Source organism: Burkholderia sp. 4NA327C6, assembly GCF_005502655.1.
Taxonomy (GTDB): Bacteria; Pseudomonadota; Gammaproteobacteria; order Burkholderiales; family Burkholderiaceae; genus Burkholderia; species Burkholderia contaminans.
In genome coordinates this window covers 98,528-123,050 of sequence record NZ_SCNZ01000011.1, presented here as the reverse complement: position 1 = coordinate 123,050, position 24,523 = coordinate 98,528, and the positions used below count along the sequence as shown (strand labels likewise).

The following is a 24,523-nucleotide window of genomic DNA, read 5'->3' as shown; positions in this document are numbered from 1 at the left end:
AACATGTCCTCCCTTCCCCCGCGGCTGAGCCGCGAAGAAAGCCGGCAGCAGACCCGTGCCCATTTGCTCGCCGCGGCGAAACGGCTGTTCGTCGATCGCGGGTTCGGCGGCACGTCGCTCAGGGATATCGCGGCCGAGGCCGGTTATACGCAGGGCGCGTTCTATTCGAATTTCGCGAGCAAGGAGGAATTGTTCGTCGAACTGATGCGGGAGCGTTCGACGACGCAGGTGGCCGACATCGCGCGGGCGCTGAGCGACCCGTCCGCGTCCGGGGAGGACATCCTGAATGCGCTGGATGTCTGGTCGCGGACCGTCGATGCCGAGCCCGAGTGGTCGGTGCTGGGCGTCGAATTCAAGCTTCAGGGGCGGCGCAACCCCGCTTTCGCCATCGCGTCGCAGGCATTGCTGGACGCCCATCGCGATGGCCTCGCCTATTGCATCGAGCAGATTTTCGCGCGGCTGAAGAAAGTGCCGCCCGAACCGCCGGCCGTCCTGGCCATTTCGTTCATGGGGCTCTCGCAAGGCCTGGCGCTGCAGCAGTCGATCCTGTCCGAGGTGCCGATCGGGCACATGATCATGGTGTTCCTGCGTAGCCTGCTGGCCACGGCCGAGCCCGTGCGTTGACCGGGGAAGGTCACTCGCGACCGGGAAATGACCGGCTCCACGATGGAGCCGGATCGCGCGTGATGCCGTGCGGGCCATTGCGGCCGCTCGACGCACGCGAGGGCGCCGTATCCGGGCAGCGCCGCGGCACCGCCGCTCACGAACGCCGAGATGCCGCGGTGATGCGCCGCCTGCGGATGTACAGCATCAGGCCCGCAGGATCTCCTCGGCGACCTGTTCGAACGTCACCCGCCCTTGTCGACGCTCGACGGTATCGTCGCTTCCGAAATCGATGTGCCCGCTGTTCAGCCCGTGATTCAGTCCGATGAATCCGTTGATCGCCGCACTGGAGAACGGATTCATCGCGAGTACGCCAGCCCACTCCGAAGGCGCGAGCGCCATCGGCCTCACCGGTCGATCGAGCGCGCACGCAAAGATCGCCGCGATGTCGGCAGGCGAATAGGCAGCCGGCCCTTCCAGGCCGATCTTGCGGATACCTGTCCAGTCTTCACGCAGCAAATCCGCCGCGACGCGGCCGATGTCCTCGGTCGCGACCATCGGAATGGCGCGCTCGATCGGCACGAGCAGGCTCGGCAGGATGCCCTGCGTGCGCACCGGCTCGACGACGCGGGCCCAGTTCTCCATGAAGTACGCCGCGCGCAGGAACACGACCGGAATGCCCAGCTCGGCCAGTCGTTGCTCGGCCGTGCGGTTGGTCGCGATCACGCCGGTGCCGCTCGGCCGGTCCGCGCCGACCGACGACAGCAGCACGAGTTTCGGCAAGCCCGCCGCGCGCACCGCTTCGGCAACGGCGCGCGCCGTCACGTCCGCGTGTTCGAACAGGTTCTCCAGCGCATAGTTGGGCGGCTTGACCAGATACGCACCGTGCGCACCGGCAAAGGCACGCGTCAATGCAGCGGAATCGGCCAGATCGGCAACGGCCACTTCCGCGCCCTGTTCGGCCCAGCGCGCCGCCTTCGCGCGATCGCGCACGACCACGCGCACCGCGACGCCCGCATTGATCAGGGCCTGGGCCGCGACGGCGCCCGTGCGGCCGGTGACACCCGTGACAACAAACATATTTTCCTCCGACAGCCGCCCCACCCGTTGGAGCGATGGCTTCGATGATGTACGCTGGCTTCACATAACTCAAATGCATACCAATCATGTCAAGCATGCACGAAGTGGATTTGCGCACCGTCGATCTCAACCTGCTCAAGCTGCTCGACGCATTGCTCAAGGAACGCAGCGTCACGCGCGCCGGCGTGCGGCTCGGCCTGACGCAACCGGCGGCAAGCCGCGCGCTGGGCCGGCTGCGCACGCTGCTCGACGATCGTGTCGTCGTGCGCACGCCGAAGGGGCTGGAGTTCACGCCGCGCGCGGCGTCGCTCGCGCTGCGCGTGTCGCGCGTGCTGGCGGAAGCGGCCAGCATCGTCGCGCCTGCCGAATTCGATCCGGCCACCGCGCGCGGAGAGTTCTCGATCGCGAGCCTCGATCACATGGCGCTGACGCTGATACCTGACGTGAATGCGCGGCTGGAACAGCGCGCGCCCGGCATGGATCTCGTCGTGCCGCCGTCACGCGGCAACAACGTCGAACGCGTGGCGGACGGCACGGCGGGCGTCGCGCTCGGCGCGTTCGACGACGATACGCTGCCCGCCGGCATCTATCGTCGCAAGCTCTACGACGACAGCCTGGTCTGCATCGTGCGCAACGGGCATCCGGTGTTGTCGTCGCGGCTGACGCCGAAGTGTTTCGCGGCGCTGTCGCACGTGCTGGTGACGATCGGCGGCCGCGGTGGCGAACTGGTCGACGCGGCGCTCGCGCGGCAAGGGCTGCACCGGCGCATCGCGATGCGGTTGCCGCATTTTCTGGTGGCGCCGATGGTCGTCGCGAAAAGCGACATGACCGTGGTGCTGCCGCGCCGCCTTGCGCAGCACGTCGCGCAGTCGATGCCGGTCACGCTCGCCGAACTGCCGGTCGACGTGCCGCCGTTTGCGTTGACGATGATCTGGCACGAGCGCACGCACGACGATCCGGCGTACGGGTGGTTGCGCGGGCAGATCGCGGAGATTGCGCAGGAGATGGCGCCGTAGCGCTCGACCGCTCCTGGCGTAGGGCAATCTCCCATCCGATGCCCGCCGCGCGTGCGCGAACACGCGGCGATTTCCGTGCACCGTCCTGCTGCGCGATCGCGTGCCTGTGGCCATCACGTTCGGTGGACGCTAATCGCCCGCATCGCGCCTGCACGACAAGGATCACGTCGACACGCGCGCGACGAGACATCGTCAAGCGTCTGGAAACATGCGCTTCACCTGATACCAAATGCTTACACATCCGGATCCGGAATCCGCGCCGACTGAATCACGACCAGCGTGTCCCCCTTCTCGATCCGGCACGGCGGATCCTCGTAGAACGAAAAGATCTTCCCGCATCGATCTAGCCCGACGACGATCGCGCCCGGCACGACGTTCGTCATGCAGCCGACCTCCTGCGGCATCGCCTCGCGCTCCAGCAGCGTCGCGCGGCCGCGCGTCGACAGCATGTCGTTCACGAACGGCACGATATAGCGGCTATGCACGGCATCCGCGAGCAGCAGCGCGCCGATCTTCGTCGACGACACGATCACGTCGGCGCCCGCCTGCCGCAGTTGCCGCTGGTACAGGTTCTCCTGGATCCGCACGACGATCTTCGTATCGGGCGCGATGCTGCGCACCGACAACGTGAGCAGGATCGCGGTCGGATCGTCGGTCACCGAAATGATCACGGCCTTCGCTTCACGCACCTGTGCCTGCTGCAGCAGATCCTCGTGCGCGGGATCGCCGAGCAATCCCGCCACGCCGAGCGACGTCGCGGCCTCGATCGCCTGCTGCTGCGAATCGATCACGATGAGCGTCGCCGGATCGACGCCGCTCTCGAGCAGTTCGCGCACCGCGATCGAGCCGGACAGGCCATAGCCGCAGACGACGATGTGATCGGACAATTGTTTCTGCAGGCGTTTCATGCGGAATTCCTCGATGACGCGCTGGATCACGAACTGATACGCCGTGCCCAGGAAAATGAACCAGATGACGATGCGGATCGGCACGATGAAGAACGCATCGATCAGGCGCGCCCGCGCGGTGACGGGCACGATGTCGCCATAGCCGACCGTCGCGACCGTGACCATCGTGAAGTACACGAGATCGGAGACGGTCATCGGCGTGCTCTTGGTCGAATCGCGCAACCCGTCGCGATCGAGATACAGCACGAGGAACGCGAGCGTGCACAGCAGCACGACCGCGCCGATACGAAACAGCAGCGTGCGCCGCGGCGACGTCGCGGGACGCGTGAACAGCGTGCGCGCACGCGGCGCCTGCCACGGGTTGCGGGCGCGACGCAGGCGTGAGCGCAACGAGCGGCGCTGGGCGGAAGGCGAAGCCAACGGGGGAATCTCCTGAAGGATGCGGGCTCGATTCTACGATGGGTCGACCGCGGCCGGCCGACGTCAGCGCGCCGGCTCGTTCGTCACAGCATGCTGCGCGGCCGCACCATCGTGCCGTCGACGAAGCGCTGCGCGCGAAACGCCGACAGGTCGAGCGACGGTGCGCCCGTGTCGATCCATTCGGCAAGCAGCCGCCCGACGATCGGCCCCATCGCGAAGCCGTGGCCGCAGAACCCCGTCGCAATCGCCAGCCCGGACGGCGTGCCCGGCGCATCGATCACCGGAATGCCGTCGGGCAGCACGTCGATCAGGCCGGCCCAGGCCTCGACGATCTGCGCGTCCTTCAGCGCGGGAAAGATCGCCTTGAGCTTCGCGAGCGCGCGCGGCGCGTGCGCGCGATTCGGCTGCGGCTGCGGATCGCGCGGCTCGATCGGCCCGGTCGCCCCGTTGATGCGGGCAAGCGCATCGCGCCATGCGGCCCCGTTCACGTGCAGCCGGAATTTGTCGCGCTGCGACCAGAACTGCGGCCAGAACAGGCTCAACCCGCGCAGGTGGCCGAGCGTCAGGTCGACGTCGACCTGCATGTCGTCGGCGAGATTGATCGCACCGCTCTTGCGCTGCCGGATGCCGAGGCCGTGGCCCCACACCGTCGACGCCGACACCGGCGGCACCACATTGGTGCGCATGCAGGTGCCGCGCACGGCGTGTTGCGGGAGCCGGATGCCGACGCCGTCGAGCAGCCGGAAGCTGGTCGCGCCGGCCGCGCAGATCACGCGCCGCGTGCGGATCGTGCCGCGCTCGGTCACGACGCCGACCACCGCGCCGCCGGCCGTCTCGATCGCGGTCACGCCGCAGCCTTCGAAGAAACGGGCGCCCGCCTCCGCGGCGCGCGCGGCGAACGCGGCGGCCACGCGACGCGGCTCGGCCTGCCCGTCGGTCGCGGTGTACAGCCCGCCGAGCGTGCGTGCGTCCGGCGAAAGGCCGCTGACGCGCTCGTCGATCTGCGCGCGGGTCAGCGTACGCGTGTCGAGCCCGTGCTCGCGCGCGACGGCGAGCCACGCGTTGAACGACGCCCAGTCCGTTTCGTTGTCCGCAATATAAAGACAGCCGCCCTGCCGCCATTCGAGATCGAAACCGAGGGTTTCCTCTAACTCCTCCCAGATCTTGATGCCGGCCATCATCAGCGGCACCTCGGCCGCTTCGCGACCCTGCTGCCGCACGAAGCCCCACGCACGGGTCGACTGCTGTCCGGCGATGCGCGACTTGTCGAGCACGACGGCCTTCAGGCCGCGCAGGCCCAGGTAATATGCGGCTGCGCAGCCCATGATGCCGGCGCCGGCGATCACGACGTCGGCTTCAAGCGGGAATGGCGTGTCGGCGAGGGTCAGGGCATCATGCAGCGGATAGGTTGTCGTCATTGTTTCCTGTCAGGCGTTAATGCATTCGAATGTGGGCGGCGGTGGTAACGTCGTGACACACCTTTCACACAAACGCACCTTTCGCCACGCTGAATAACGACCATTTTGCGGTAAAGTTATCTTTTCTGCGCGTGGCCGGTCGGCTCGCCCCTGGACGTCATGAAGACTGTCCGTCGAGACTGCCGCAAGGCGTCGTTCTGAACGTCACGATCCGTTCCCGTAGCATGACCACTGAAGCAATCACCACGGATTCCCTCGCGGTTGCCGAGCGCGTGCGCGAGCTGATGACCCGCAACGGCATCGGCAAGCGCCAGCAGACCACCGAGCTGTGCCGCATCCTCGACCTGAGTTTCTCGCAAGGCCACCGCAAGCTGCGCGGCAGCAGCCCCTGGACGCTCGCGCAGATCAAGAAAGTCGCCGAAGCGTACGGCGAACCCGCCGCGCAGCTGTTCGGCGCGCAAACGCTCGACCCCGGCATGGTCGGCGCCTATTCCCAGGAAGCCGTCCTTTACGCGGGCGTCGCCGAGATTCCGTGCACCGCATGGATCGGCGCGCCGCTCGAAGCCGGCGCGCGCCCCGAATTCGTCGCGTACGAACAAAACGGCCGCTGGCGCGTGCTGCGCCACACCGGCGTGCTGTACCAGAACGCCTACGACGTGCACAAGATCGAGATCTATCCGCGCCGCGCGGAAAGCGACAAGCTCGTCGTCGCGGTGATCGACCCCGATCGCGTCAGCGCAACCGAGCTGTGCCGCTATCTCGAACGCCAGGGTTTCGCGACCGCCGCATTCGACGGCCTCGCGCCGTTCGTCGACGCGCTGCAGGGCCAGGCGTTCGACGCGGTCCTGACCGAATGGCTGTTCGACGACAGCACGGCCGCCACTGCGATCAAGGCCGTGCGCACGTCCGACAACCCGGGTGCGCCGATCTTCGTGCTGACCGGCGACCTGCTCACCGGCCGCGCGAGCGAAGCCGACATCAGCGAAGTGATTCGCGCGTTCGACGTCGTCTGCTACGAAAAGCCCGCGCGCATGGCAATCCTCAGCGCCGATCTCGCGAAACGGCTCGCCCGCGGATAACGCCCCCGGGCCGTTCCTCCTCCGGACGGCCGGCGTCCGCGCGGTACGGCGGTCGTGAACAGGTGCACAGCTCAGTACAATAGCCGCACCCGTTCACGCCCACGCCGGCATCCGCCGCCCGACGCCATGGCCCGCCTCATCCCCGACGACTGGAAAAGCCTCGCCGCGACCGGCGCGGCCGAACGCGAGCGCGAAACGCTCGCCGCGCTCGAACACGCGCTGCCCGACAGCTACACCGTGTATCACGGCGTGCACTGGACCCGCGCCGACCAGGCGTTCTCGGTATTCGGCGAGGCCGCGTTCGTCGTCGTGAGCCCGGCCGGCCGCGTGCTGCTGATCGAGCAGAAGGCCGGCTTCCTGCGCGAAACGCCGAAGGGGCTCGTGAAAGTCTATCTGCAGAAGGAACGCAACGTCCCGATCCAGCTCGCGCGCACGCAGGAAACCCTGCATCGGCGCCTGACGGCCGCGCTCGGCGCGGGCGTCTACGGCGTCGAGGCGCTGCTGTACTGCCCCGACTACTCGATCCGCGACGCATCGATCGCCGGCGTCGCGGCCGACCGCATCGTCGATGCGTCGCGCAAGGCGCAGCTCGGGCAGGTGATCCTGCAGATCCTGCCGGAAGACGACGAGCACTTCCCGAACGCGCCGAAACTCCACCATTTCCTCGCGGACGAGCTCGCGCTCACGCCCGACACGAGCGCGCTCGTCGGTCAGGCCGGCACGCTCGTCACGCGGCTGTCGGGCGGGCTCGCCGCGTGGGCGCGCCAGCTCGAATTCACGCCGTTCCGGCTGCGCGTCACCGGCACGGCCGGCTCGGGCAAGACGCAGCTCGCCGTGCAGGCGATGCGCGATGCGGTCGCGGCCGGCAAGCGCGTGCTCTACGTGTGTTTCAACCGGCCGCTCGCCGACTACATCGCGCGCATCGCGCCGCCCGGCGCGAAGATCGCGAACTACCACCAGCTGTGCGACTGGGTCGCGCGCGACGGCGGCTATACGCCCGACTTCCAGGTGCCCGGCGAATTCGAGCGGCTCGAGGCGCGCTTCGCAGATACGCCGATTCCGGGGCACTGGCGCTTCGACGTGCTGGTCGTCGACGAAGGGCAGGATTTCCATGCGCCATGGGCGGCCGCCCTGGAGCGCTTGCTGGCGCCGGACGGCGCATGGTGGTGGCTGGAAGATCCGCTGCAGAACCTGTACATGCGCGAGCCCGTCGCGCTGCCGGGCTGGGTCACGCTGAAGGCGCTCACGAACTACCGCAGCCCGCGCGACCTGCTCGAATTCGTGCGCGACATCGTCGGCCGGGTCGAGCCGCTGGCAGCCGAGCTGCGCTCGGGCAGCCCGTTCGACGGTTCGGATCCGTCGGTGTCGTCGTACGGGGAAGAAGGCGCGTCGGGAGACGCACTGGCCGACGCCTGCATCGATGCGACCAAGCGGGCGATCACGCACGCGCTGTCGCTCGGCTTCCGCAAGCAGGACATCGCGGTGCTGTCGTATCGCGGCCGCGAAGGCTCGGTGCTCGCGCCGCTCGACCAGCTCGGCCCGCACCGGCTCAAGAGCTTTACCGGCAAGTACGACCTGTTCGGCAATCCGGAGTATCGCGAAGGCGACGTGCTGCTCGATTCGATCTACCGCTTCAAGGGCCAGTCGGCACCGTGCGTGATCCTTACCGAGGTCGACTTCGACACGCTCGACGCGCGTGCCGCGCGCAAGCTGTTCGTCGGCGCGACGCGGGCGACGATGAAGCTGCTGATCGTCGCGTCGTCGCGCGCGGCCGCGCAACTCGCGGCCGTCTGACGTAACGGGCGGCAGGCAGGCGGGCAAGCGCCCGCCCGTGGCCGCCCGCGATCGATCAGGCGACGCGGAACGCGCCGACCGCGCGGCGCAGCCCGTCGGCCTGCTCTTCCAGCGATGCGGCCGCCGCCGCGGCCTGCTCGACGAGCGCAGCGTTCTGCTGCGACACCTGGTCCATCTGCGACACCGCGCGGTTCACCTGCTCGATCCCGTCGCGCTGCTCGTTCGACGCAGCCGCGATCTCCGTCATGATGCCCGTCACGCGGCCGATCGCCTGCTGGATGTCCTGCATCGTCGCGCCAGCCGTGCCGACGAGCCGCGAGCCGGTCGCGACGCGCTCCACCGATTCGCCGATCAGCGTGCGGATTTCCTTCGCCGCCGACGCCGAGCGTTGCGCGAGCGTGCGCACCTCGCCCGCGACCACCGCGAAGCCGCGGCCCTGCTCGCCCGCGCGCGCGGCTTCGACCGCCGCGTTCAGCGCGAGGATGTTGGTCTGGAACGCGATGCCCTCGATCGTGCCGATGATGTCGGCGACCTTCTGCGAGCTCTGGTCGATCTCGTTCATCGTGCCGATCACTTCGCCAACCACCGTCGCGCCGCGCGTGGCGATCTCGCTCGCGGTATCCGCGCAAGCCTGCGCTTCCATCGCATTGTCCGCGTTCTGCTTCACGGTCGCGGTGAGTTGCTCCATGCTCGCGGCCGTCTGCTGCAGCGCGGACGCCTGTTCCTCGGTGCGCTGCGACAGGTCGGTGTTGCCTGCCGCGATCTGGTGCGTCGCCGTCGAGATCGCTTCGGAGCCCTGGCTGACCTGGCGGACCGTATCCGCGAGACTGCGCTGCATGCCGGTCACGCCCTTGACCAGCTCGGCCATCTCGTCGCGCGACGACCAGTGCACTTCCGACGTCAGGTCGCCGTCCGACAGACGGCGGAAATGCGACAGCAGGCGGTTCACCGGCTGCGTGATCGCATAGTGCAGGCCGATCGCGCAACCGAGGCACGCGGCCAGGCCGAATGCGATACCGGCGATCGCGCCCGCGCGCATCCAGCCGTAATAAGTTTGCGCGGTGTCGTACACGTCCTTGCCGCGTGCGACCTGGTACGCATCGAGCGCATCGGTCGCCTGCGTGAGCGCGACCGACAGCGGCGGCGCAACCGACATCAGCAGCCGGTCGGCCTCGTCGCGACGGCCGTCGCGAACCGCGTCGATCATCGGCTTCAGCGCCTGCCCGATCAGCGCCTGGCGCGCGGCGTCGAGGCGGCTCGCGAGCGGGCCTTCGTCGCCGTCGTGCGGCATCGACGCGTAGCCGCGCCAGGCGGTGTCGGCCTTCGCGAGATAGCTCTCGGCCTTCTTGACGAGATCGGGCACTTCCGGCGCTTCCGGATGCAGCATCGCGCGGTCGAGCGTCGTGCGCACGATCGTCAGGTTCAGGCTGGCCGCCGACAGCGCGGTCTTTGCAGCCAGTTGCTGCGTATAAGCCTCGTCGAGTGCGCGGTTCGAGCTCTGCATGCCGGCGAGGCCGATCAGCCCCGACACGACGAGCAGCACGGCGACGAGGCCGAGCGTGGAGAAGATCCGCGTACGGATCGAGAAACGGGAAAACAGGGCGTTCAGGTTCATGACGGGACGTGAGCGGTGAAAAGTGCCGCGGCAATCGGTCCGCAGCACTCTGTATTACGGTTTGCCTGCAAAAAACTTGAGCCGGTCCCCGCTTTCCCCTGATCCCGGTCAATTTTCCGGGCCGGCAATCTCCTGTTACGGTTGCAACACATCGAGGCTGGGCAGAAATTGACCAGTCAACTATCCGTCGCTATAGTTCGACACAACTCCCTGCCATGGCAGATATCTCGATGACAACCGACACCCTCCTCACTCCGCCGGCCGCCGAAACGGCCCGCCGCGACGCGCCGACCGGGCTGATCGTCGGCGCGCTGCTGCTCGTCATGCTGCTGTCCGCACTCGACCAGACGATCGTGTCGACCGCGCTGCCGACGATCGTCGGCGAGCTCGGCGGGCTCGACCAGTTGTCGTGGGTCGTCACCGCGTACCTGCTCTCCTCCACCGTCGTGCTGCCGCTGTACGGCAAGCTCGGCGACCTGTACGGCCGCAAGGTCGTGCTGCAGGCCGCGATCGTGCTGTTCCTGGCGGGTTCAGCACTGTGCGGCGTCGCGCAGGACATGACGCAGCTGATCGTGCTGCGCGCGCTGCAGGGGCTGGGCGGCGGCGGCCTGATGGTCGTCACGATGGCCGCGATCGGCGATCTGGTGCCGCCCGATCGCCGTGCGCGCTACCAGGGGATGTTCGGCGGCGTGTACGGCCTCGCGACGATCATCGGCCCGCTGCTCGGCGGCTTCCTGGTCGAGCACCTGTCGTGGCGCTGGATCTTCACGATCAACCTGCCGCTCGGCTTTCTCGCGCTCGCGGTGATCGGCGTCGCGTTCCGGCCGCACACCGCGCACGTGAAGCACCGGATCGACTACATGGGCGCCGCATTCCTCGCCACCGCCCTCACCTGCGTGATCCTGTTCACGAGCGAAGGTGGCTCGCTGCTGCCGTGGACGTCGCCGCAACTGTGGATGACGCTCGTGCTCGGCGTCGTCGCGATCGGCGGCTTCATTTACGAAGAGCGGCTCGCGGCCGAGCCGATCATGCCACTCGAACTGTTTCGCCATCGCACCTTCGTGCTGGTCAGCCTGATCGGCTTCGTCGTCGGTATCGCACTGTTCGGCTCGGTCACGTTCATCCCGCTCTACCTGCAGGTCGTGAAGGGCTCGACGCCGTCGCAGGCCGGGATGCAGCTGCTGCCGATGATGGGCGGGATGCTCGTGACGTCGATCGTCAGCGGCCGGCTGATCTCGCGGCTCGGCTCGTACCGGATGTTCCCGATCCTGGGCACGCTGACCGGCGGCATCGCGATGGCGCTGCTGTCGACGCTGACGCTCGATACGCCGCTGCACACGATGTACGCGTACATGGCGCTGCTCGGGATCGGCCTCGGCATGGTGATGCCCGTGCTGACGCTCGCCGTGCAGAACACGGTCGAATTCCGGCACATGGGCGTCGCAACGTCGGGCGCGACGCTGTTCCGCTCGATCGGCGGTTCGATCGGTGTCGCGGCGTTCGGCGCGCTGTTCTCGCACGGGCTGCAGTCGCGGGTGATGGCTGCGCTGCCGGCCGGCACGGCGCTGCCGCCGGCACTCGGCCCGGCCGCCGTTCACCAGTTGCCGGATGCCGTGCGCGACGCGTACCTGCATGCGTTCGCCGGTTCGCTGCATGTCGTGTACCTGGCCGCGGCGACGGTCATCGCGATCGCGTTCGTGCTCGCGTGGTTCGTCGAGGATGCGCCGCTGCGCAAGCACAACTGAGTTTCCCGTGGAGCGGATCGCAATGCGAACGTCGAGCCGCATCGCGATCCCGATCCGCCCGCGGTCAAGGCACCAGCACGACGCCTCCCGTCGTCGCGCGCGACTCCAGCAACCGGTGCGCATCGGCCGCCTGTTCGAGCGGCAGCCGCGCGCCGATCTCCACATGCATTCCGCCCGCGAGCCGCTCGAGCGTCGCGCGCGCAGCCTCCCGATAGCCGTCGACGTCACGCGCGATGAAACCGAGCACGCTCGGCCGCGCCAGCGCGATCGACCGCGCCGGCCCCAGTTCGTCGAGATCGAACGTCTGCCGCGCACCGATCGCGGCCACCTGCCCGATGCTCGCGACCATCCCGAACGGACGGACCGCGCCGAGCGTGCGCGTCAGCACATCGCCGCCGATCCCGTCGATCGCAAAATCAACTCCCGCGCCGCCGCCGAACGCGCGTGCCGCCGCGACGAAATCCTCCTCGCGGTAATCGACCACCGCGTCGGCGCCATGCTTGCGCGCGAGCACGGCTTTCGCGGCCGACCCGACCGTGCCGATCACCCGCGCGCCGAGCGCCCGCGCCCATTGCGTCGCCAGCAGCCCGACGCCGCCGGCCGCCGCATGCACGAGCACCGCGTCGCCGGCGACGACCGGCCGGACCCGATGCAGCAGCATGTAGACGGTGATTCCTTTCAGCAGCCCGGCGGCCACCGCGTCGTCGCCCAGGCCGTCGGGGACCGGCAACACACGCTCGGCCGGCATCGTGCGCAGGCTCGCATAGCTGCCGGTCGGCATGCCCGCATACGCGACGCGCTGCCCGGGGACGAGATCCGTCACGCCCGGGCCGACCGCGTCGATCACGCCGGCCGCCTCGACGCCGAGCGCATCCGGCAGCGCAGGCAATGCGTGCGCGCCCGTCCTGAAATAGATGTCGACGAAATTCACGCCGATCGCGGTCTGGCGAATCCGCACTTCGCCGGCACCGGGCGGCGCGACGGGCGCATCGACGCGGCGCAGCACGCCGGCGTCGCCGTAACGGTCGATCCCGATCCGGATGGCGGTGGCAGTCTGGGTCATGGCGTTCCTCACAATCGAATTGAAGTGACACGATCATCCCATCGTGCATAATCGAACGGAATTCACGCCAAACGCCCATCTACTGTGCAAAATTCGACCGATCCGGATCCCTTTGCCGCGTCCGCGCTGCCAATGAGCTGGGACGACATCCGCTATTTCCTCGCGGTGATGCGCGGCGGCAGCCTGTCGGCCGCCGCGCGGGCGCTGCAGGTTCAGCATTCGACGGTCGCGCGGCGCATCGACGCGCTGGAGTCCGCGCTCGGCATCCGGCTGTTCGACCGGCTGCCGCGCGGCTGGCCGCCGACCGATGAAGGGCTGCACCTTGCCGAGCACGCGGCACGCATCGAAACCGACGCGCACGCGTTCGCGCGCGCCGCCCAGGGCGCGGCGGCGCTCGACGGCGTGGTGCGCGTATCGGCGTCACCGGTGTTTGCCAGCCACTTCCTCGCGCCGCGGCTCGCCCGCGCGCAGCACGCGTGGCCGGCGCTGCGCATCGACCTGCTGGGCGAGATGCACGCGGCGAACCTGTATGCGCGCGAAGCCGACCTCGCCGTGCGGCTGTCGCGGCCGACCGAGCCTGGGCTCGCCGCGCGCCGGCTCGGCACGATGCGCTTCGCGCTGTGCGCGTCGCCGGAATGGGCGGACGCGCCGCCCGACACCTGGCCGTTCGTCGGCTACGACGACGCGCTCGCGCAAACGCCGCAGCATCAGTGGCTCGCCCGCTTCGCGGCCGGCCGCCGTTTCGCGTTCGTCACCAATGACCTGGCTGCTCAGCATCGCGCATGCGCGGCCGGCGCCGGCGTCGCGCTGCTGCCGCGGTTTCTCGTCGACGATCCGGCTGCGCACGCCGGTGCGCCGCTCGTCGAGCTGACGGCCGCGCCCCGTTGCGACATCGAGCGCGAGATCTGGCTCGTCGTCCACCCGGACGTGCGCCGGTCGCCGCGCGTGCAGCGCGTTGCCGAAGCGATCGCCGAGGCGGTCCACGCGGCGAACGGACGGCTGTAGGCGGCCGCCTCCGCACCGGCTTTGCGGCACGCTCCGGCGGCTGGCATAGTAGCGTCTTCCGTTCTGAATTCACCGGACCTGCCGCCATGCCCACCGCCCCCGCCTGCGTCGTTCGCGACGCAACCGACGCCGATCTCGATGCGATCCAGGCGATCTACGCGCACCACGTGCACCACAGCGTCGCATCGTTCGAGGAAACGCCGCCCGACGTCACCGAACTCCGCGCGCGCCGTGCCGCGGTGCTTCGCGACGGGCTGCCGTATCTCGTCGCCGAATGCGACGGCCGCGTAGCCGGCTATGCGTACGCGACGCCGTACCGCACGCGCCGCGCGTACCGCTTCACGATCGAGGATTCGATCTACATCGACGATGCGCAGCGCGGGCGCGGAATCGGCCGCGCGCTGCTCGCCGCGCTGATCGAACGCTGCGAGGCCGGCCCGTGGCGGCAGATGATCGCGGTGATCGCCGACGGCGGCACCGGAGGCTCGACGTCGCTGCATCGCGCGTTCGGCTTCGAGCCGGCCGGCACGCTGAAGGCGGCCGGTTTCAAGCACGGCCGCTGGATCGATACGGCGCTGCTGCAGCGGCCGCTCGGCGACGGCGCGGACACGCTCCCCGTGTCGCCGTAGCCTCCCGCGTCGCGCTAGAATGGCCGCATGTCAAAACAGACTCATTCCACACCCGACGAGGCGGCGCCGGATTCCCGCAACGAGTACACGGTCGACGAACTCGCGCGCGTGTCCGACACGACCGTGCGCAATGTCCGCGCGTACCAGGATCGCGGTTTGCTCGCACCGCCGGAAAAGCGCGGCCGCGTCGGCATCTACGACGACACGCACGTCGCGCGCCTGAAGCTGATCAACCACCTGCTCGCGCGCGGCTATACGCTGTCGAACATCCAGGACCTGATCAAGGCGATCGACGAAGGCCACGACCTGCGTTCGATCCTCGGCCTCGAAAACGCGATCGGCGGCCGCTGGTCGCACGAACTGCCGAAGACCTATTCGCTCGCCGCGCTCGCGCAGATGTTCGGCCCGCAGGCCACCACGCAGCTGTCACGCGTGACCGAACTCGGCCTGCTCGAACGACGCGGCCTGTCGTTCGTCGCCAAGAGCCCCGCGCTGCTCGAAGCGGCAGCCGCGATGACGAAGGAAGGCATCCCGCCGCGCGAGCTGCTCGACGTGATCAGCCTCGCGCGGCCGCATTTCGACGCGATCGCGCGGCTGCTCGTCGATCTCGTCGTGAAGCGGCTCGACCGCTACGACGCGGGCACGCTGCCGCCCGCCACCGACGTGCCCGAGCTGGTCGACGCGATCTGGCGCCTGCGCCCGCTCGCGGCCGTGTTCGTCGAAGGCGAGACGAACCGCGCACTGGAAACCGCGGCAAGCGCCTATCTCGGCGGCCGCGTCGCGACGATCCTCGACAAGAAGCTCAGCGACGAGGCCGCGCGGCAGTCCGGCACACCTTCACCGGAAAACGGCAGCGACGAAGCATAGGCGCGCCGCCGTCATATTGATATCGGCAATGCTTCGTTTGCTGGCGCAATCGCCCATGCGACGATTCTTCCAACCCAGCGGCACCACCGCCGCTCACCCGAAGACGTTTTGCATGGAGTCCGTTCGATGATTCGTTTCACCCGCTGGATCGCCCGCACCGCGGCCGTCACCACGCTCGTCGCGCTGTCCGCGGCGTCAGCCTTCGCGCAAGGCGGCGCCGACAAGGTCGTGCGCATCGGCTACCAGAAGGCCGGCCTGCTGTCGGTCGTCAAGGCGCAAGGTTCGCTCGAAGCGCGGCTCAAGCCGCTCGGCTATGGCGTGCAGTGGTTCGAGTTCCCGGCCGGCCCGCAGCTGCTCGAAGCGCTGAACGCGAACAGCATCGACTTCGGCTATACGGGCGCGCCGCCGCCCGTGTTCGCACAGGCGGCCGGCGTGCACTTCGTCTATGTCGGCGCGGAACCGCCGGCGCCGCACAACGAAGCCGTGGTCGTGAAGGCCGATTCGCCGATCCGGTCGGTCGCCGGCCTGCGCGGCAAGAAGGTCGCACTGCAGAAGGGTTCGAGCGCGAACTACCTGCTGCTCGAAGCGCTGAAGCAGGCCGGTGTGCGCTACGACGAAATCCGCCCCGTGTATCTTCCGCCAGCCGACGCGCGCGCCGCATTCGAGAGCGGTAACGTCGATGCGTGGGTCGTCTGGGATCCTTACTATGCAGCCGCGCAAAACGCGCTGAAGGTGCGTACGCTGTCCGACTACACGGGCCTCACTGCAACCAACAACTTCTACGAAGCGACGCGGGACTTCGCGCAGCAGCATCCCGACGTGGTCGGCGCGATCCTGAAGCAGGCGCGCGAGACCGGCCAGTGGGTCAACTCGCATCCGGCCGACACGGCCGCGCTGATCGCACCCAAGGTCGGCCTGCCGCAACCGCTCGTCGAGACGTGGCTCAAGCGTGTCCCGTTCGGCGCGGTGCCGCTCGACGAAAAGATCGTCGCGACCCAGCAAGGCGTTGCCGATGCGTTTTATGCGGCGAAGCTGATTCCGCAGAAGCTGAACGTGGCCGACAACGCATGGGTCGACAAAAACGTGCAGGGTGCGCTCGCGGCGAAGTAGCAGGAACGCAGCGCGCAACTTGTCGAAGGCCGCCGGGCACATGACTCGTCGGCCTTTTTTGTTCTTGTCGAATTTCGGGGAAACGCGGGACGCACTGTCGGCGTTCGCGCCGGAGCACGAATCCCGCTTTCACGTTTGTCGTGGGCGCCCCTGCACAACATGCCGCGCAGCACGCGCGGCCAGACAGGGCCACATCGCTTCATCCGCAAAACGAGCCGCGCGGTGAAACAGTTACAAGTTAACGATTGACGCCACCGCTACCCAGCGGTTAATGTCTCGTTCGAAGTTCAAGAAGTCCGATTGCTGTTCATCAATTGATCGCTCCTCAGCGGTATTCGTTGTCCTCTCCCTCCTTGACGCTTCACGCGCTCTTTTCAGAGCAAATTCTCATATTTTTTTCAAGGAATCTTCATGGATACCGGTATCGTCAAGTGGTTCAACGACAGCAAAGGCTTCGGCTTCATCACGCCCGACAACGGCGGCGACGACCTCTTCGCTCATTTCTCGGAAATTCGCGCCGACGGCTTCAAGACGCTGGCTGAAAATCAGAAAGTGAGCTTCGAAACGAAGCAAGGCCCGAAGGGTCTGCAAGCGGCCAACATCAAGCCGCTGTAAAGTTTGAAGGATCCGGCCGCCCGTAACGGGCGCCGGGTTGCAGCGACATCCTCGCGGAGCCTGGTCTCCCAAAGTTGGCGCGATTGCTCTTGGCTGCATCGGTTCATGCCGCAGCTCGCCGCGCGCCACACGCCTCGTTGCACTTCATTCCCCCTCAGGCTGCCAAGCCCTTTTTCGCTTTACGACTGCGTCGGATTCAGCTCGCAATGGCTTTGAATCGGCGTAACCGTGCACATCCGCACGGCACGCGCGCACTCGAACATTATTAAAATTAAAATGCACAACAAACAAACTCATCAGTACAACGGCTATGCCGTTCAACCCTCGGCGCATCGTTTGCCCGACGGAAGCTTTTCATCCAACCTGCTGCTCGAACGCGCCGGCAGCGCACGCAGCGAAGGCCGCTACCAGTTCTATTCGCTCGATTACTTCGCGAGCGAGGAGCAGGCGTTGCAGCATTCGGCGCGCTGGGCACGCAACTGGGTCGACACGCGCGGTTAAAGGCAATCCCGCGGCGGCGTTCCAGCGACGCGCGCAACGCGCCGGCACCGGCCGATTCAGCGCACCGCTTCAAAGATCGTCGTTCGACGACGACCACCCGGGTTCAAACGAACCCAGTGCGCGCGCCGGATGAAACCATCGGAGCGGCGCATCGTCGATCTGCACGGGCGGAAGGAGCCGGGATGCCGGCCCCCACGACGTCGGTTCGACGTGCGCCGCACGATCACGCCGATCGTCAGCAACCAGTTCGACCACCTCGCTCATCGGCTCCGACCGCAACTGCAACTCGGCCGCCGTCCGCGCCAGCGAAGCGCGGGCCTCGGTACCGACGCCCTCCTTCATTCGCGTCGTCAGCCCGCGGATGGCGGCCGCCGCCATCAGGTAGCCCGTCGCATGGTCGATCGCTTGAACGGGCAAGTTCACCGGCTCGTCGCCACCCATCGCGCGCATGCCCGCCTCGGCGATTCCCGTGCTCATTTGAATGAGACTGTCGAAGCCGCGCCGGCATCGCCATTCACCACTCCAGCCATAAGCGTCGAGCGACACGTCGACGAGCGCAGGATTCAGTTCGCGCCGATGCGCCGCATCGAGTCCGAGGCGCGCGAGCGCGTCCGACCGGTAACCGTGCACGACGATATCCGCGCCGCGCAGCAATTGCTCGAGCGTATCGAGATCCGCGGCATCTTTCAGGTTCAGCCGCGCACACCGCTTGCCCAGGACGACTTCGGGCACCGTGCCCGGTTCTTCCCAGCCGTACGGATCGATGCGCAGCACATCGGCGCCCAGGCCCGCAAGAAAGCGTGTCGCCACGGGGCCGGCGAGAATGCGCGTCAGGTCGAGCACGCGAATGCCGCGCAACGGCCGGTCTTTCGAAGGCCGCCACGCATGCGCGACGCCATCGGTCGCGGCACGAACGTGCAGCAACGGTTCGGTTGCGACCGCCTTGCCCTGCGGATGCCCGGCCCACTCCCGTGCCGAGTACATCGCCGCGGCACAACCGCCGCGCTCGACGATCGCGTCTTCGAGCGCGCCGGCATCCCAGCGACTCACCGCTTGCGCGACCGACTGCGCATCGGCGGCGCAGTCGAGCACCGACAACGCGGCCAGCCGATGATGCGGCGCATTCGTGTGCAACCGGATCCAGCGATCGCGCGCCCGATAGTTGCCGGCCACCGGATCCCATTGAGGCGGCATCGTCCAGCCGTGCGGACGCAGCGACGTGCCGAACCATAGCGACGCCATGCGCCGGTCGACCCGCACCGACGGCAACGTTCCGGTCGACGCATGCAGCAATTCGGCGACGGACGTTCCTGCCGCGCCGATCGCCGCCGTCGCCATGTCGGTGACGCGAAATGCCGACACCAGTTCGCCCGCCCCGCTGAAACTGCACGACTCGAGGAACGCCTGGGACCCGCCCGCCGCGAGCCAGAACGCCCGTAGTTGACGCGACACACGATCCTCATCGGACGCGGCCCGTTCCGTCGACGTTTGATCAACTCGCATGTTCGCCTCGCATGATTTAGGTGAGGCAAAGATCGTCTCGCTCGCATTTGCTGTCAACGTTGATTATCCTGATCAACCTGTCGAACGATTCCCCCTGCGCACGATGTCGAACTACCTGAATTCGACCGAAGCCGCGGCAAGGCTCGGTGTCTCGCGGCAAACCCTCTACGCGTACGTCAGCCGCGGCCTGCTTCGCGCGGAACCGGGCGGCAGTCACCGTGAAAGCCGCTACCTCGCGGCCGATGTCGACCGGCTCGCGGATCAACGTGCACGCGGCCGCAAGCCGAAGGAAGTGGCGAAGGCCGCGCTGAACTGGGGATCGCCCGTGCTCGAATCGAGCATCACGTTGATCGAGGGCGGCCGGCTCTTCTATCGCGGTGTGGATGCACTCGATCTCGCTGCCCGCGCGAGTCTCGAGGAAGTCGCGGCGCTGCTGTGGCGATGCGACGAGCAGACCGCGTTCGGCCGACGCGCCCCCACTACGCCGTCGGTACTGCGAACGCTCTTCAGGCACTACGCCGAACAACGCGCCGAACAGGCGCTGCTGCCGCTCTTCACCGTCGCGAGCGAGGACGCGCCGACGGCGATCTGGCATCAGTCGGCCGATCGTCAGGCGCAGGGCTGCGGCGATCTCGTGCGGATTCTGGCGGCATGCCTGCTGCGCACCCGGATCGATACGGCACCCATCCACGAGCAATGCGCGCGGGCATGGGGCGTCGGGCCGGCAGGCGCCGAACTGATCAGGATGGCGCTCGTGCTGTGCGCGGACCACGAACTGAACGCGTCGAGCTTCACGGGGCGATGCATCGCGTCGACGAACGCAAGCTTGCGGGCCGTCGTGGTCGGCGGCCTGGCCGGCCTGTCGGGCGAGCGGCATGGCGCCACCACCGCGCGCGGCGAAGCACTGTGGGACGAGCTGGGCAACAAGGACGTCGAGCAAAAAATGGCCGCGCGTCTCGCCCGGGGAGACGGCTTGCCGGGCTTCGGACATGCGCTCTATCCCGATGGCGACGTGCGCGCGACGTATCTGTTGTCGCGGATCCTGCCGCGTCATCCTCAGTGGAAAAAGATGATCGATGCCGGGAGCGCGCTCGTTGGCCAGAAGCCTTCGCTGGATCTCGCGCTGGTGGCGTTACGCCGACATTTGCGGCTGCCCGTCGGCGCCGCATTCGGCCTGTTCGCGCTCGGCCGTTCGATCGGCTGGATCGCGCACGGGCTGGAGCAGCGCGAGCAATCCGATCTCATCAGGCCGCGTGCGGTTTATACGGGGACCTGGCCAGATGGCGCCGGGGCCGGAGCGGATCACCCTCGATCCCGCGGACGCTCGGGAAAGCGGCAAGCAACGCAACCGGCAGTGCCGAAAGACGACATGCTTGCCGCCTTTTTCAGGAGTCGATAGCGTTTTGCTTGATGCGATGACGCCGGCGCACGTCATCGATGACACGCCGGTGCTTCGTTGGTGAACGAAAGCAGCTACCCGCTGACGTTTCGCGGATTTCGCCGACGGGTCGGCAGGCCCCCTCCACGGAAATCCACGAGGACTTCTTTCGCCTGCTACGTGACAGGCAAACGGCACAAGGCACCTCGATCCGGCAATGCGCGCACCGCACCTGCGGCACGCGCATACCGAGTTACTTCAGCGCCCCCGCCACCTTCTTCTGCCGCCACAAACACAGCAAGTCACACGCGACATGCGCGGCCGCGATCGCCGTGATGTCCGCGTGGTCGTACGCGGGCGCGACCTCGACCACATCCGCGCCGACCAGGTTCACCGCGCCGAGCGCACGCACGATCGCAAGCGCCTGAGCCGACGAAAGCCCGCCCGCGACCGGCGTGCCGGTACCAGGCGCGAACGCCGGATCGAGGCAATCGATATCGAACGTCAGGTACGCCGGCCGCGCGCCGACGATGTCGACGATCCGTTCGACCGCCGCGCGCGCGCCATGGTCATGCACCCACGCCGCATCGAGCCGCTCGATCCCCAGGAAGTCGTCGTTCCACGTGCGAATCCCGACCTGCACCGACGTCGCCGGATCGATCAACCCTTCCTTCACGGCCTTGTAGAACATCGTCCCGTGATTGAGGCTGTCCGGATCGTCGTCGGCCCACGTATCGCAGTGCGCGTCGAAATGGATCAGCGACAGCGGCTTGCCGTAGCGCTCCGCATGCGCGACCAGCAGCGGATACGTGATGTAGTGGTCGCCGCCGAGCGTCAGCATCTTCGCGCCGGAACCGAGGATCGTGCGCGCATGCTCGACGATCGCGGGCTTGATCGACAGCGGGTTGTGCGCGTCGAACCAGCAATCGCCATAGTCGACCGCCGCGAGATCGTCGAACGGGTTGAAGCCCCACGGATACGGATGAAGCTCCGCGAGCTGCACGCTCGCCGCGCGAATCGCCGCCGGGCCGAGCCGCGCGCCGGAGCGGTAGGTCGTCGCGAGGTCGAGCGGCACGCCGGAGATCGCGACGTCGACGCCGTCGAGCGCGCGCGAATAGTTGCGGCGCATGAACGACAGCACGCCCGCATAGGTGTTTTCGATCGACGAGCCGTACGGCGTCGTGCGACGGATCGCGCCGTCGCCGTGGAGAAGTTCGGTCATGGTCGGACCTGTTTTCGTGGGGAGGCCCGCCCGCCCCGCTTCGCATCAGCGCACGGGCCGGGCACGGCCGGGATTCATCGGGCCCGCACCGGCTTGCGCATCCAGTCGCGCGGCCGGGCGGAAACAACGGCAACGACAGCAACAACCACATCGACAACGGCAATACCGCGGCGATCATAGCAAGCCGAATTGCAGTCGTTGCCCCGGTTCAACCGGGGCAACGCGCGGAGAAAATCCGGCGGCCGCGCCCAGGCATCGGAGCCCGGCATCGCCGGATTGCTGCGCCGGCGGGCGATCCTTCTGAATGGCGCTCCCGGTCGTTTCCTAGAAGGAATCGCCGGTTTTCGCACACCCGTTCTTCCGGATAATGGCCGACAGCCGCGCCCTCGACCGCGCGCCGTCCACCGCAGACAACAACAAACCGGAGACCCCGCCTTGATCGCCACGCTTCCCGCCACCTACCGCCGGCTCTGGCCGCTCGCCGTCGTCGCCGCGCTGCTATATGGACTGTCGCTCGCCGCGGCGCCCTATCCGGGCCAGGCCGCCGCGAAAGCCGCGATGGGCATCCTGCTGCTCGCGGCGGGCAGCACCTGCGCCGCACCGCGCGAACGCGCGTGGCTGTGCGCGGCGCTCGTGACGGCCGTGCTCGGCGACGTGCTGCTTGCGCTGCCCGACTGGCCGCTGTCGTTCGTCCTCGGCCTCGGCGCATTCCTGCTCACGCACCTGTGCTACTGCGCGATCTTCATGCGCTGGCGCGCGCGGCTGCACGGCTGGCGCATCGTCGCGCTCGTCGGGCTGTGGATCGCCGCGCCCGCGTTCTACGTGGCGTTCTTCCCGCACCTCGGCGAGCTGATGGCGCCGGTCGCCGTCTACATGCTCGTGCTGTGCGCGATGGCGAGCTTCGCGCTCGCCGCCCGTACGCACGGCCCGCTGGTGGCCATCGGCAGCCTGATCTTCGTCGGCTCCGATACGCTGATCGGCGTCGGCCGCTTCCTCGGCGGTTTTCCGGGCATCGATTACCTGATCTGGGGCCTCTACGCGCTCGCGCAGGTCACGATCGTGGCCGGGGTTTTCCATGAGACGGCCGCCCGCTCGATCCGTCCCTGATACCGTTTCAAACAGGCCGCCGCACGCCGGCGGCCTGGTCCGCGCCCTCTCTCGCCCTGTCGACGGCCCTTTCCGCTTATCCCGCAGCGTGGAAGCCGGCCCGTTCCAAACCCCGCTCAGCCTTTTCCCGCCTGGCTTCCGGCCCTTAGAGCGCCCCTTCTAGCCTCTTGCGGTTTCCGGGTTCATTCACTATCGTTACATCAAACAATGTAACATTCGAAAATGAGCCAAATCGGAGACACCCGGATGAATGCTCGCACGTTGCCTTTCGGTCCACCCGGCCACGACGGCCAGGACGAAACCATCGACACTGCCATCATCGGCACCGGCTTCGCCGGCCTCGGGATGGCGATCCGCCTGCGTCAGACAGGCGTGACCGACTTCGTCGTCCTCGAGAAGGCCGCGTCGGTCGGCGGCACGTGGCGCGACAATCATTACCCCGGGTGTGCATGCGACGTGCAATCGCACGTCTATTCGTTCTCGTTCGCGCCGAACCCGCGCTGGACGCGCATGTTCGCGCCGCAGCCGGAAATCCGCGCCTATCTGGAAGACTGCGTGCAGCGTTTCGGGATCGGCTCGCACCTGCGCCTGAACCACGAACTGCAGCGCGCCGAGTACGACGAGGCCGCGCAACGCTGGCGCCTCACGTTCGCGAACGGCAAGCGGCTGTCCGCGCGCGTGCTGGTGTCGGGGATGGGCGGGCTGTCGCGCGCCGCGCTGCCGGCGATTCCCGGCGTCGAAACCTTCAAGGGCCGCGCGTTCCATTCGCAGCAGTGGGATCACGACTATGCGCTCGAAGGCAAGCGCGTCGCGGTGATCGGCACCGGCGCGAGCGCGATCCAGTTCGTACCGCAGATCGCACCGCGCGTGAAGGAACTCGCGCTGTTCCAGCGCACGCCGCCGTGGATCATGCCGAAACCCGACCGCAACCTGACCGGGCTCGAGAAATGGCTGTTCCGCACGCTGCCGTTCACGCAGAAGATCGTGCGCAACGGCATCTACTGGATGCTCGAATCGCGCGTGCTCGGCTTCGCGATCCACCCGTCGCTGATGAAGAACGTGCAGAAGCTCGCGCTGCGCCACATCCGCAAGCAGATTCCCGATCCGGAGCTGCGCAAGACCGTCACGCCGAATTACACGCTCGGCTGCAAGCGCGTGCTGATCTCGAACGACTACTACCCGGCGCTGTCGCGCAAGAACGTCGACGTGATCACGACCGGCATCGACCACATCGAAGCCGACGCGGTCGTGACGACCGACGGCAAGCGTCATGAAGTCGACTGCCTGATCTACGGCACGGGCTTCCAGGTGGCCGATCCGTATCCGCGCGGCGCGATCATCGGCCGCGGCGGGCTCGACATCGTCGACGCATGGCGCGACGGCGCGCACGCGTATCTCGGCTCGACGCTGCCCGGCTACCCGAACTTCTTCATGATCGTCGGCCCGAACACGGGCCTCGGCCACAACTCGATGGTGTTCATGATCGAGTCGCAGATCGAGTACATCCTCGGCGCGCTGCAGGCGATGCGTCGCGAACGGGCGGACGCAATTGAGGTGCGCCCGCACGTCGAGGCGCAGTTCAACAACGACCTGCAAGGCAAGCTGAAGAAGGCGATCTGGTCGACGGGCGGCTGCAAGAGCTGGTACCTCGATCCGCGCACCGGCAAGAACACGACGCTGTGGCCGGGCTTCACGTGGCGTTTCCGCCAGGCGACCGCGCACTTCTCGATCGCCGACTACCACGCGTATCGCGCGCCGCAACACGACACGACCGCACGGCCCGCCGCCGCGCCCGCCGCTTCCGCTTCGACTTCCCCGTCCGCAGAAGCGGCCTGAGCCAGACAA

22 protein-coding genes are annotated in these 24,523 nt (G+C 67.7%); 14 read left to right on the top strand and 8 right to left on the bottom strand.

Annotation, left to right across the window (positions count from 1 at the left end; genetic code table 11):
• Positions 1-3: 3 nt before the first annotated feature.
• The gene (locus FFS49_RS14020; RefSeq protein ID WP_224755866.1) at positions 4-624 is read left to right on the top strand and encodes a TetR/AcrR family transcriptional regulator; all 621 of its coding nucleotides are present in this window, start codon (positions 4-6) and stop codon (positions 622-624) included.
• Positions 625-810: 186 nt separating this feature from the next.
• Here FFS49_RS14020 and FFS49_RS14015 read toward each other — a convergent pair whose 3' ends face one another.
• The gene (locus tag FFS49_RS14015; protein WP_105817977.1) at positions 811-1,683 is read right to left on the bottom strand and encodes an NmrA family NAD(P)-binding protein; all 873 of its coding nucleotides are present in this window, start codon (positions 1,681-1,683) and stop codon (positions 811-813) included.
• 86 nt (positions 1,684-1,769) lie between these two features.
• Here FFS49_RS14015 and FFS49_RS14010 point away from each other — a divergent pair, with 86 nt between their 5' ends.
• Positions 1,770-2,699, top strand: a complete 930-nt coding sequence (locus FFS49_RS14010) for a LysR family transcriptional regulator (RefSeq protein ID WP_224755865.1) — start codon at positions 1,770-1,772, stop codon at positions 2,697-2,699.
• Positions 2,700-2,932: 233 nt separating this feature from the next.
• Here FFS49_RS14010 and FFS49_RS14005 read toward each other — a convergent pair whose 3' ends face one another.
• Positions 2,933-4,027, bottom strand: coding sequence for a potassium channel protein (locus FFS49_RS14005; RefSeq protein ID WP_039352822.1), 1,095 nt, complete (start codon positions 4,025-4,027; stop codon positions 2,933-2,935).
• 83 nt (positions 4,028-4,110) lie between these two features.
• Positions 4,111-5,445, bottom strand: a complete 1,335-nt coding sequence (locus FFS49_RS14000) for an FAD-binding oxidoreductase (RefSeq protein ID WP_105817979.1) — start codon at positions 5,443-5,445, stop codon at positions 4,111-4,113.
• A gap of 224 nt (positions 5,446-5,669) precedes the next feature.
• On the opposite strand from FFS49_RS14000, the gene FFS49_RS13995 reads away from it, so the two are divergent.
• The gene (locus FFS49_RS13995; RefSeq protein ID WP_006485970.1) at positions 5,670-6,524 is read left to right on the top strand and encodes a helix-turn-helix domain-containing protein; all 855 of its coding nucleotides are present in this window, start codon (positions 5,670-5,672) and stop codon (positions 6,522-6,524) included.
• A gap of 126 nt (positions 6,525-6,650) precedes the next feature.
• Entirely contained in the window at positions 6,651-8,318 is a 1,668-nt protein-coding gene (locus tag FFS49_RS13990) for an ATP-dependent helicase (protein WP_071332375.1), read from the top strand.
• Between the two features lie 55 nt (positions 8,319-8,373).
• Here the strand turns inward: FFS49_RS13990 and FFS49_RS13985 are convergent, their stop codons facing one another.
• Positions 8,374-9,933, bottom strand: a complete 1,560-nt coding sequence (locus FFS49_RS13985) for a methyl-accepting chemotaxis protein (protein ID WP_039352812.1) — start codon at positions 9,931-9,933, stop codon at positions 8,374-8,376.
• 230 nt (positions 9,934-10,163) lie between these two features.
• Between FFS49_RS13985 and FFS49_RS13980 the strand changes: the two genes are divergently transcribed.
• A complete protein-coding gene (locus tag FFS49_RS13980) occupies positions 10,164-11,678 on the top strand; it encodes an MDR family MFS transporter (protein WP_105817980.1) in 1,515 nt (504 codons plus the stop codon).
• Between the two features lie 64 nt (positions 11,679-11,742).
• Here FFS49_RS13980 and FFS49_RS13975 read toward each other — a convergent pair whose 3' ends face one another.
• A complete protein-coding gene (locus FFS49_RS13975; RefSeq protein ID WP_105817981.1) occupies positions 11,743-12,741 on the bottom strand; it encodes a quinone oxidoreductase in 999 nt (332 codons plus the stop codon).
• 132 nt (positions 12,742-12,873) lie between these two features.
• Between FFS49_RS13975 and FFS49_RS13970 the strand changes: the two genes are divergently transcribed.
• From FFS49_RS13970 to FFS49_RS13945, 6 genes are all read left to right on the top strand, one after another.
• Positions 12,874-13,746, top strand: a complete 873-nt coding sequence (locus FFS49_RS13970) for a LysR family transcriptional regulator (RefSeq protein ID WP_105817982.1) — start codon at positions 12,874-12,876, stop codon at positions 13,744-13,746.
• A gap of 86 nt (positions 13,747-13,832) precedes the next feature.
• Positions 13,833-14,375, top strand: coding sequence for a GNAT family N-acetyltransferase (locus FFS49_RS13965; RefSeq protein WP_071332373.1), 543 nt, complete (start codon positions 13,833-13,835; stop codon positions 14,373-14,375).
• Positions 14,376-14,402: 27 nt separating this feature from the next.
• Positions 14,403-15,242, top strand: coding sequence for a MerR family transcriptional regulator (locus tag FFS49_RS13960; protein ID WP_046548116.1), 840 nt, complete (start codon positions 14,403-14,405; stop codon positions 15,240-15,242).
• 126 nt (positions 15,243-15,368) lie between these two features.
• Positions 15,369-16,352, top strand: coding sequence for a sulfonate ABC transporter substrate-binding protein (locus FFS49_RS13955; RefSeq protein WP_039352794.1), 984 nt, complete (start codon positions 15,369-15,371; stop codon positions 16,350-16,352).
• A gap of 411 nt (positions 16,353-16,763) precedes the next feature.
• On the top strand, positions 16,764-16,967 hold the full coding sequence (locus FFS49_RS13950) for a cold-shock protein (protein ID WP_006485974.1): 204 nt from the start codon (positions 16,764-16,766) through the stop codon (positions 16,965-16,967).
• 276 nt (positions 16,968-17,243) lie between these two features.
• Positions 17,244-17,468 carry a hypothetical protein gene (locus FFS49_RS13945; protein ID WP_039352774.1) on the top strand — a complete coding sequence of 75 codons (225 nt, stop codon included), beginning with the start codon at positions 17,244-17,246 and terminating at the stop codon, positions 17,466-17,468.
• A gap of 69 nt (positions 17,469-17,537) precedes the next feature.
• On the opposite strand, the gene FFS49_RS13940 is transcribed toward FFS49_RS13945, so the two are convergent.
• The gene (locus FFS49_RS13940; protein ID WP_105817983.1) at positions 17,538-18,971 is read right to left on the bottom strand and encodes a CoA transferase; all 1,434 of its coding nucleotides are present in this window, start codon (positions 18,969-18,971) and stop codon (positions 17,538-17,540) included.
• A 103-nt stretch (positions 18,972-19,074) separates the two neighbouring features.
• Between FFS49_RS13940 and FFS49_RS13935 the strand changes: the two genes are divergently transcribed.
• On the top strand, positions 19,075-20,370 hold the full coding sequence (locus FFS49_RS13935; protein ID WP_105817984.1) for a citrate synthase family protein: 1,296 nt from the start codon (positions 19,075-19,077) through the stop codon (positions 20,368-20,370).
• A gap of 232 nt (positions 20,371-20,602) precedes the next feature.
• Here the strand turns inward: FFS49_RS13935 and speB are convergent, their stop codons facing one another.
• Complete coding sequence (gene speB / locus FFS49_RS13930) at positions 20,603-21,571, bottom strand: agmatinase (protein ID WP_071332370.1); 969 nt, start codon at positions 21,569-21,571, stop codon at positions 20,603-20,605.
• A 74-nt stretch (positions 21,572-21,645) separates the two neighbouring features.
• Positions 21,646-21,840, bottom strand: a complete 195-nt coding sequence (locus FFS49_RS13925) for a hypothetical protein (RefSeq protein ID WP_137909891.1) — start codon at positions 21,838-21,840, stop codon at positions 21,646-21,648.
• A gap of 166 nt (positions 21,841-22,006) precedes the next feature.
• Here FFS49_RS13925 and FFS49_RS13920 point away from each other — a divergent pair, with 166 nt between their 5' ends.
• Positions 22,007-22,678, top strand: a complete 672-nt coding sequence (locus tag FFS49_RS13920; protein WP_071332369.1) for a lysoplasmalogenase — start codon at positions 22,007-22,009, stop codon at positions 22,676-22,678.
• Positions 22,679-22,924: 246 nt separating this feature from the next.
• Positions 22,925-24,514, top strand: a complete 1,590-nt coding sequence (locus tag FFS49_RS13915) for an NAD(P)/FAD-dependent oxidoreductase (RefSeq protein WP_105817985.1) — start codon at positions 22,925-22,927, stop codon at positions 24,512-24,514.
• The last annotated feature ends 9 nt before the right edge of the window (positions 24,515-24,523 follow it).

Bases quoted from the DNA above. Each gene is read 5' to 3' on its own strand.
- FFS49_RS13980 (WP_105817980.1), top strand. From the start codon at position 10,164: ATGACAACCGACACCCTCCTCACTCCGCCGGCCGCCGAAACGGCCCGC.
- FFS49_RS14020 (WP_224755866.1), top strand. From the start codon at position 4: ATGTCCTCCCTTCCCCCGCGGCTGAGCCGCGAAGAAAGCCGGCAGCAG.
- FFS49_RS13960 (WP_046548116.1), top strand. From the start codon at position 14,403: ATGTCAAAACAGACTCATTCCACACCCGACGAGGCGGCGCCGGATTCC.
- FFS49_RS13915 (WP_105817985.1), top strand. From the start codon at position 22,925: ATGAATGCTCGCACGTTGCCTTTCGGTCCACCCGGCCACGACGGCCAG.
- FFS49_RS13935 (WP_105817984.1), top strand. From the start codon at position 19,075: ATGTCGAACTACCTGAATTCGACCGAAGCCGCGGCAAGGCTCGGTGTC.
- FFS49_RS14000 (WP_105817979.1), bottom strand. From the start codon at position 5,445: ATGACGACAACCTATCCGCTGCATGATGCCCTGACCCTCGCCGACACG.
- FFS49_RS13955 (WP_039352794.1), top strand. From the start codon at position 15,369: ATGATTCGTTTCACCCGCTGGATCGCCCGCACCGCGGCCGTCACCACG.
- FFS49_RS14010 (WP_224755865.1), top strand. From the start codon at position 1,770: ATGTCAAGCATGCACGAAGTGGATTTGCGCACCGTCGATCTCAACCTG.
- FFS49_RS13925 (WP_137909891.1), bottom strand. From the start codon at position 21,840: ATGCCGGGCTCCGATGCCTGGGCGCGGCCGCCGGATTTTCTCCGCGCG.
- FFS49_RS13940 (WP_105817983.1), bottom strand. From the start codon at position 18,971: ATGCGAGTTGATCAAACGTCGACGGAACGGGCCGCGTCCGATGAGGAT.
- FFS49_RS13965 (WP_071332373.1), top strand. From the start codon at position 13,833: ATGCCCACCGCCCCCGCCTGCGTCGTTCGCGACGCAACCGACGCCGAT.
- FFS49_RS13990 (WP_071332375.1), top strand. From the start codon at position 6,651: ATGGCCCGCCTCATCCCCGACGACTGGAAAAGCCTCGCCGCGACCGGC.
- FFS49_RS13970 (WP_105817982.1), top strand. From the start codon at position 12,874: ATGAGCTGGGACGACATCCGCTATTTCCTCGCGGTGATGCGCGGCGGC.
- FFS49_RS13985 (WP_039352812.1), bottom strand. From the start codon at position 9,933: ATGAACCTGAACGCCCTGTTTTCCCGTTTCTCGATCCGTACGCGGATC.
- FFS49_RS14015 (WP_105817977.1), bottom strand. From the start codon at position 1,683: ATGTTTGTTGTCACGGGTGTCACCGGCCGCACGGGCGCCGTCGCGGCC.
- speB (WP_071332370.1), bottom strand. From the start codon at position 21,571: ATGACCGAACTTCTCCACGGCGACGGCGCGATCCGTCGCACGACGCCG.
- FFS49_RS13975 (WP_105817981.1), bottom strand. From the start codon at position 12,741: ATGACCCAGACTGCCACCGCCATCCGGATCGGGATCGACCGTTACGGC.
- FFS49_RS13950 (WP_006485974.1), top strand. From the start codon at position 16,764: ATGGATACCGGTATCGTCAAGTGGTTCAACGACAGCAAAGGCTTCGGC.
- FFS49_RS13995 (WP_006485970.1), top strand. From the start codon at position 5,670: ATGACCACTGAAGCAATCACCACGGATTCCCTCGCGGTTGCCGAGCGC.
- FFS49_RS13945 (WP_039352774.1), top strand. From the start codon at position 17,244: ATGCACAACAAACAAACTCATCAGTACAACGGCTATGCCGTTCAACCC.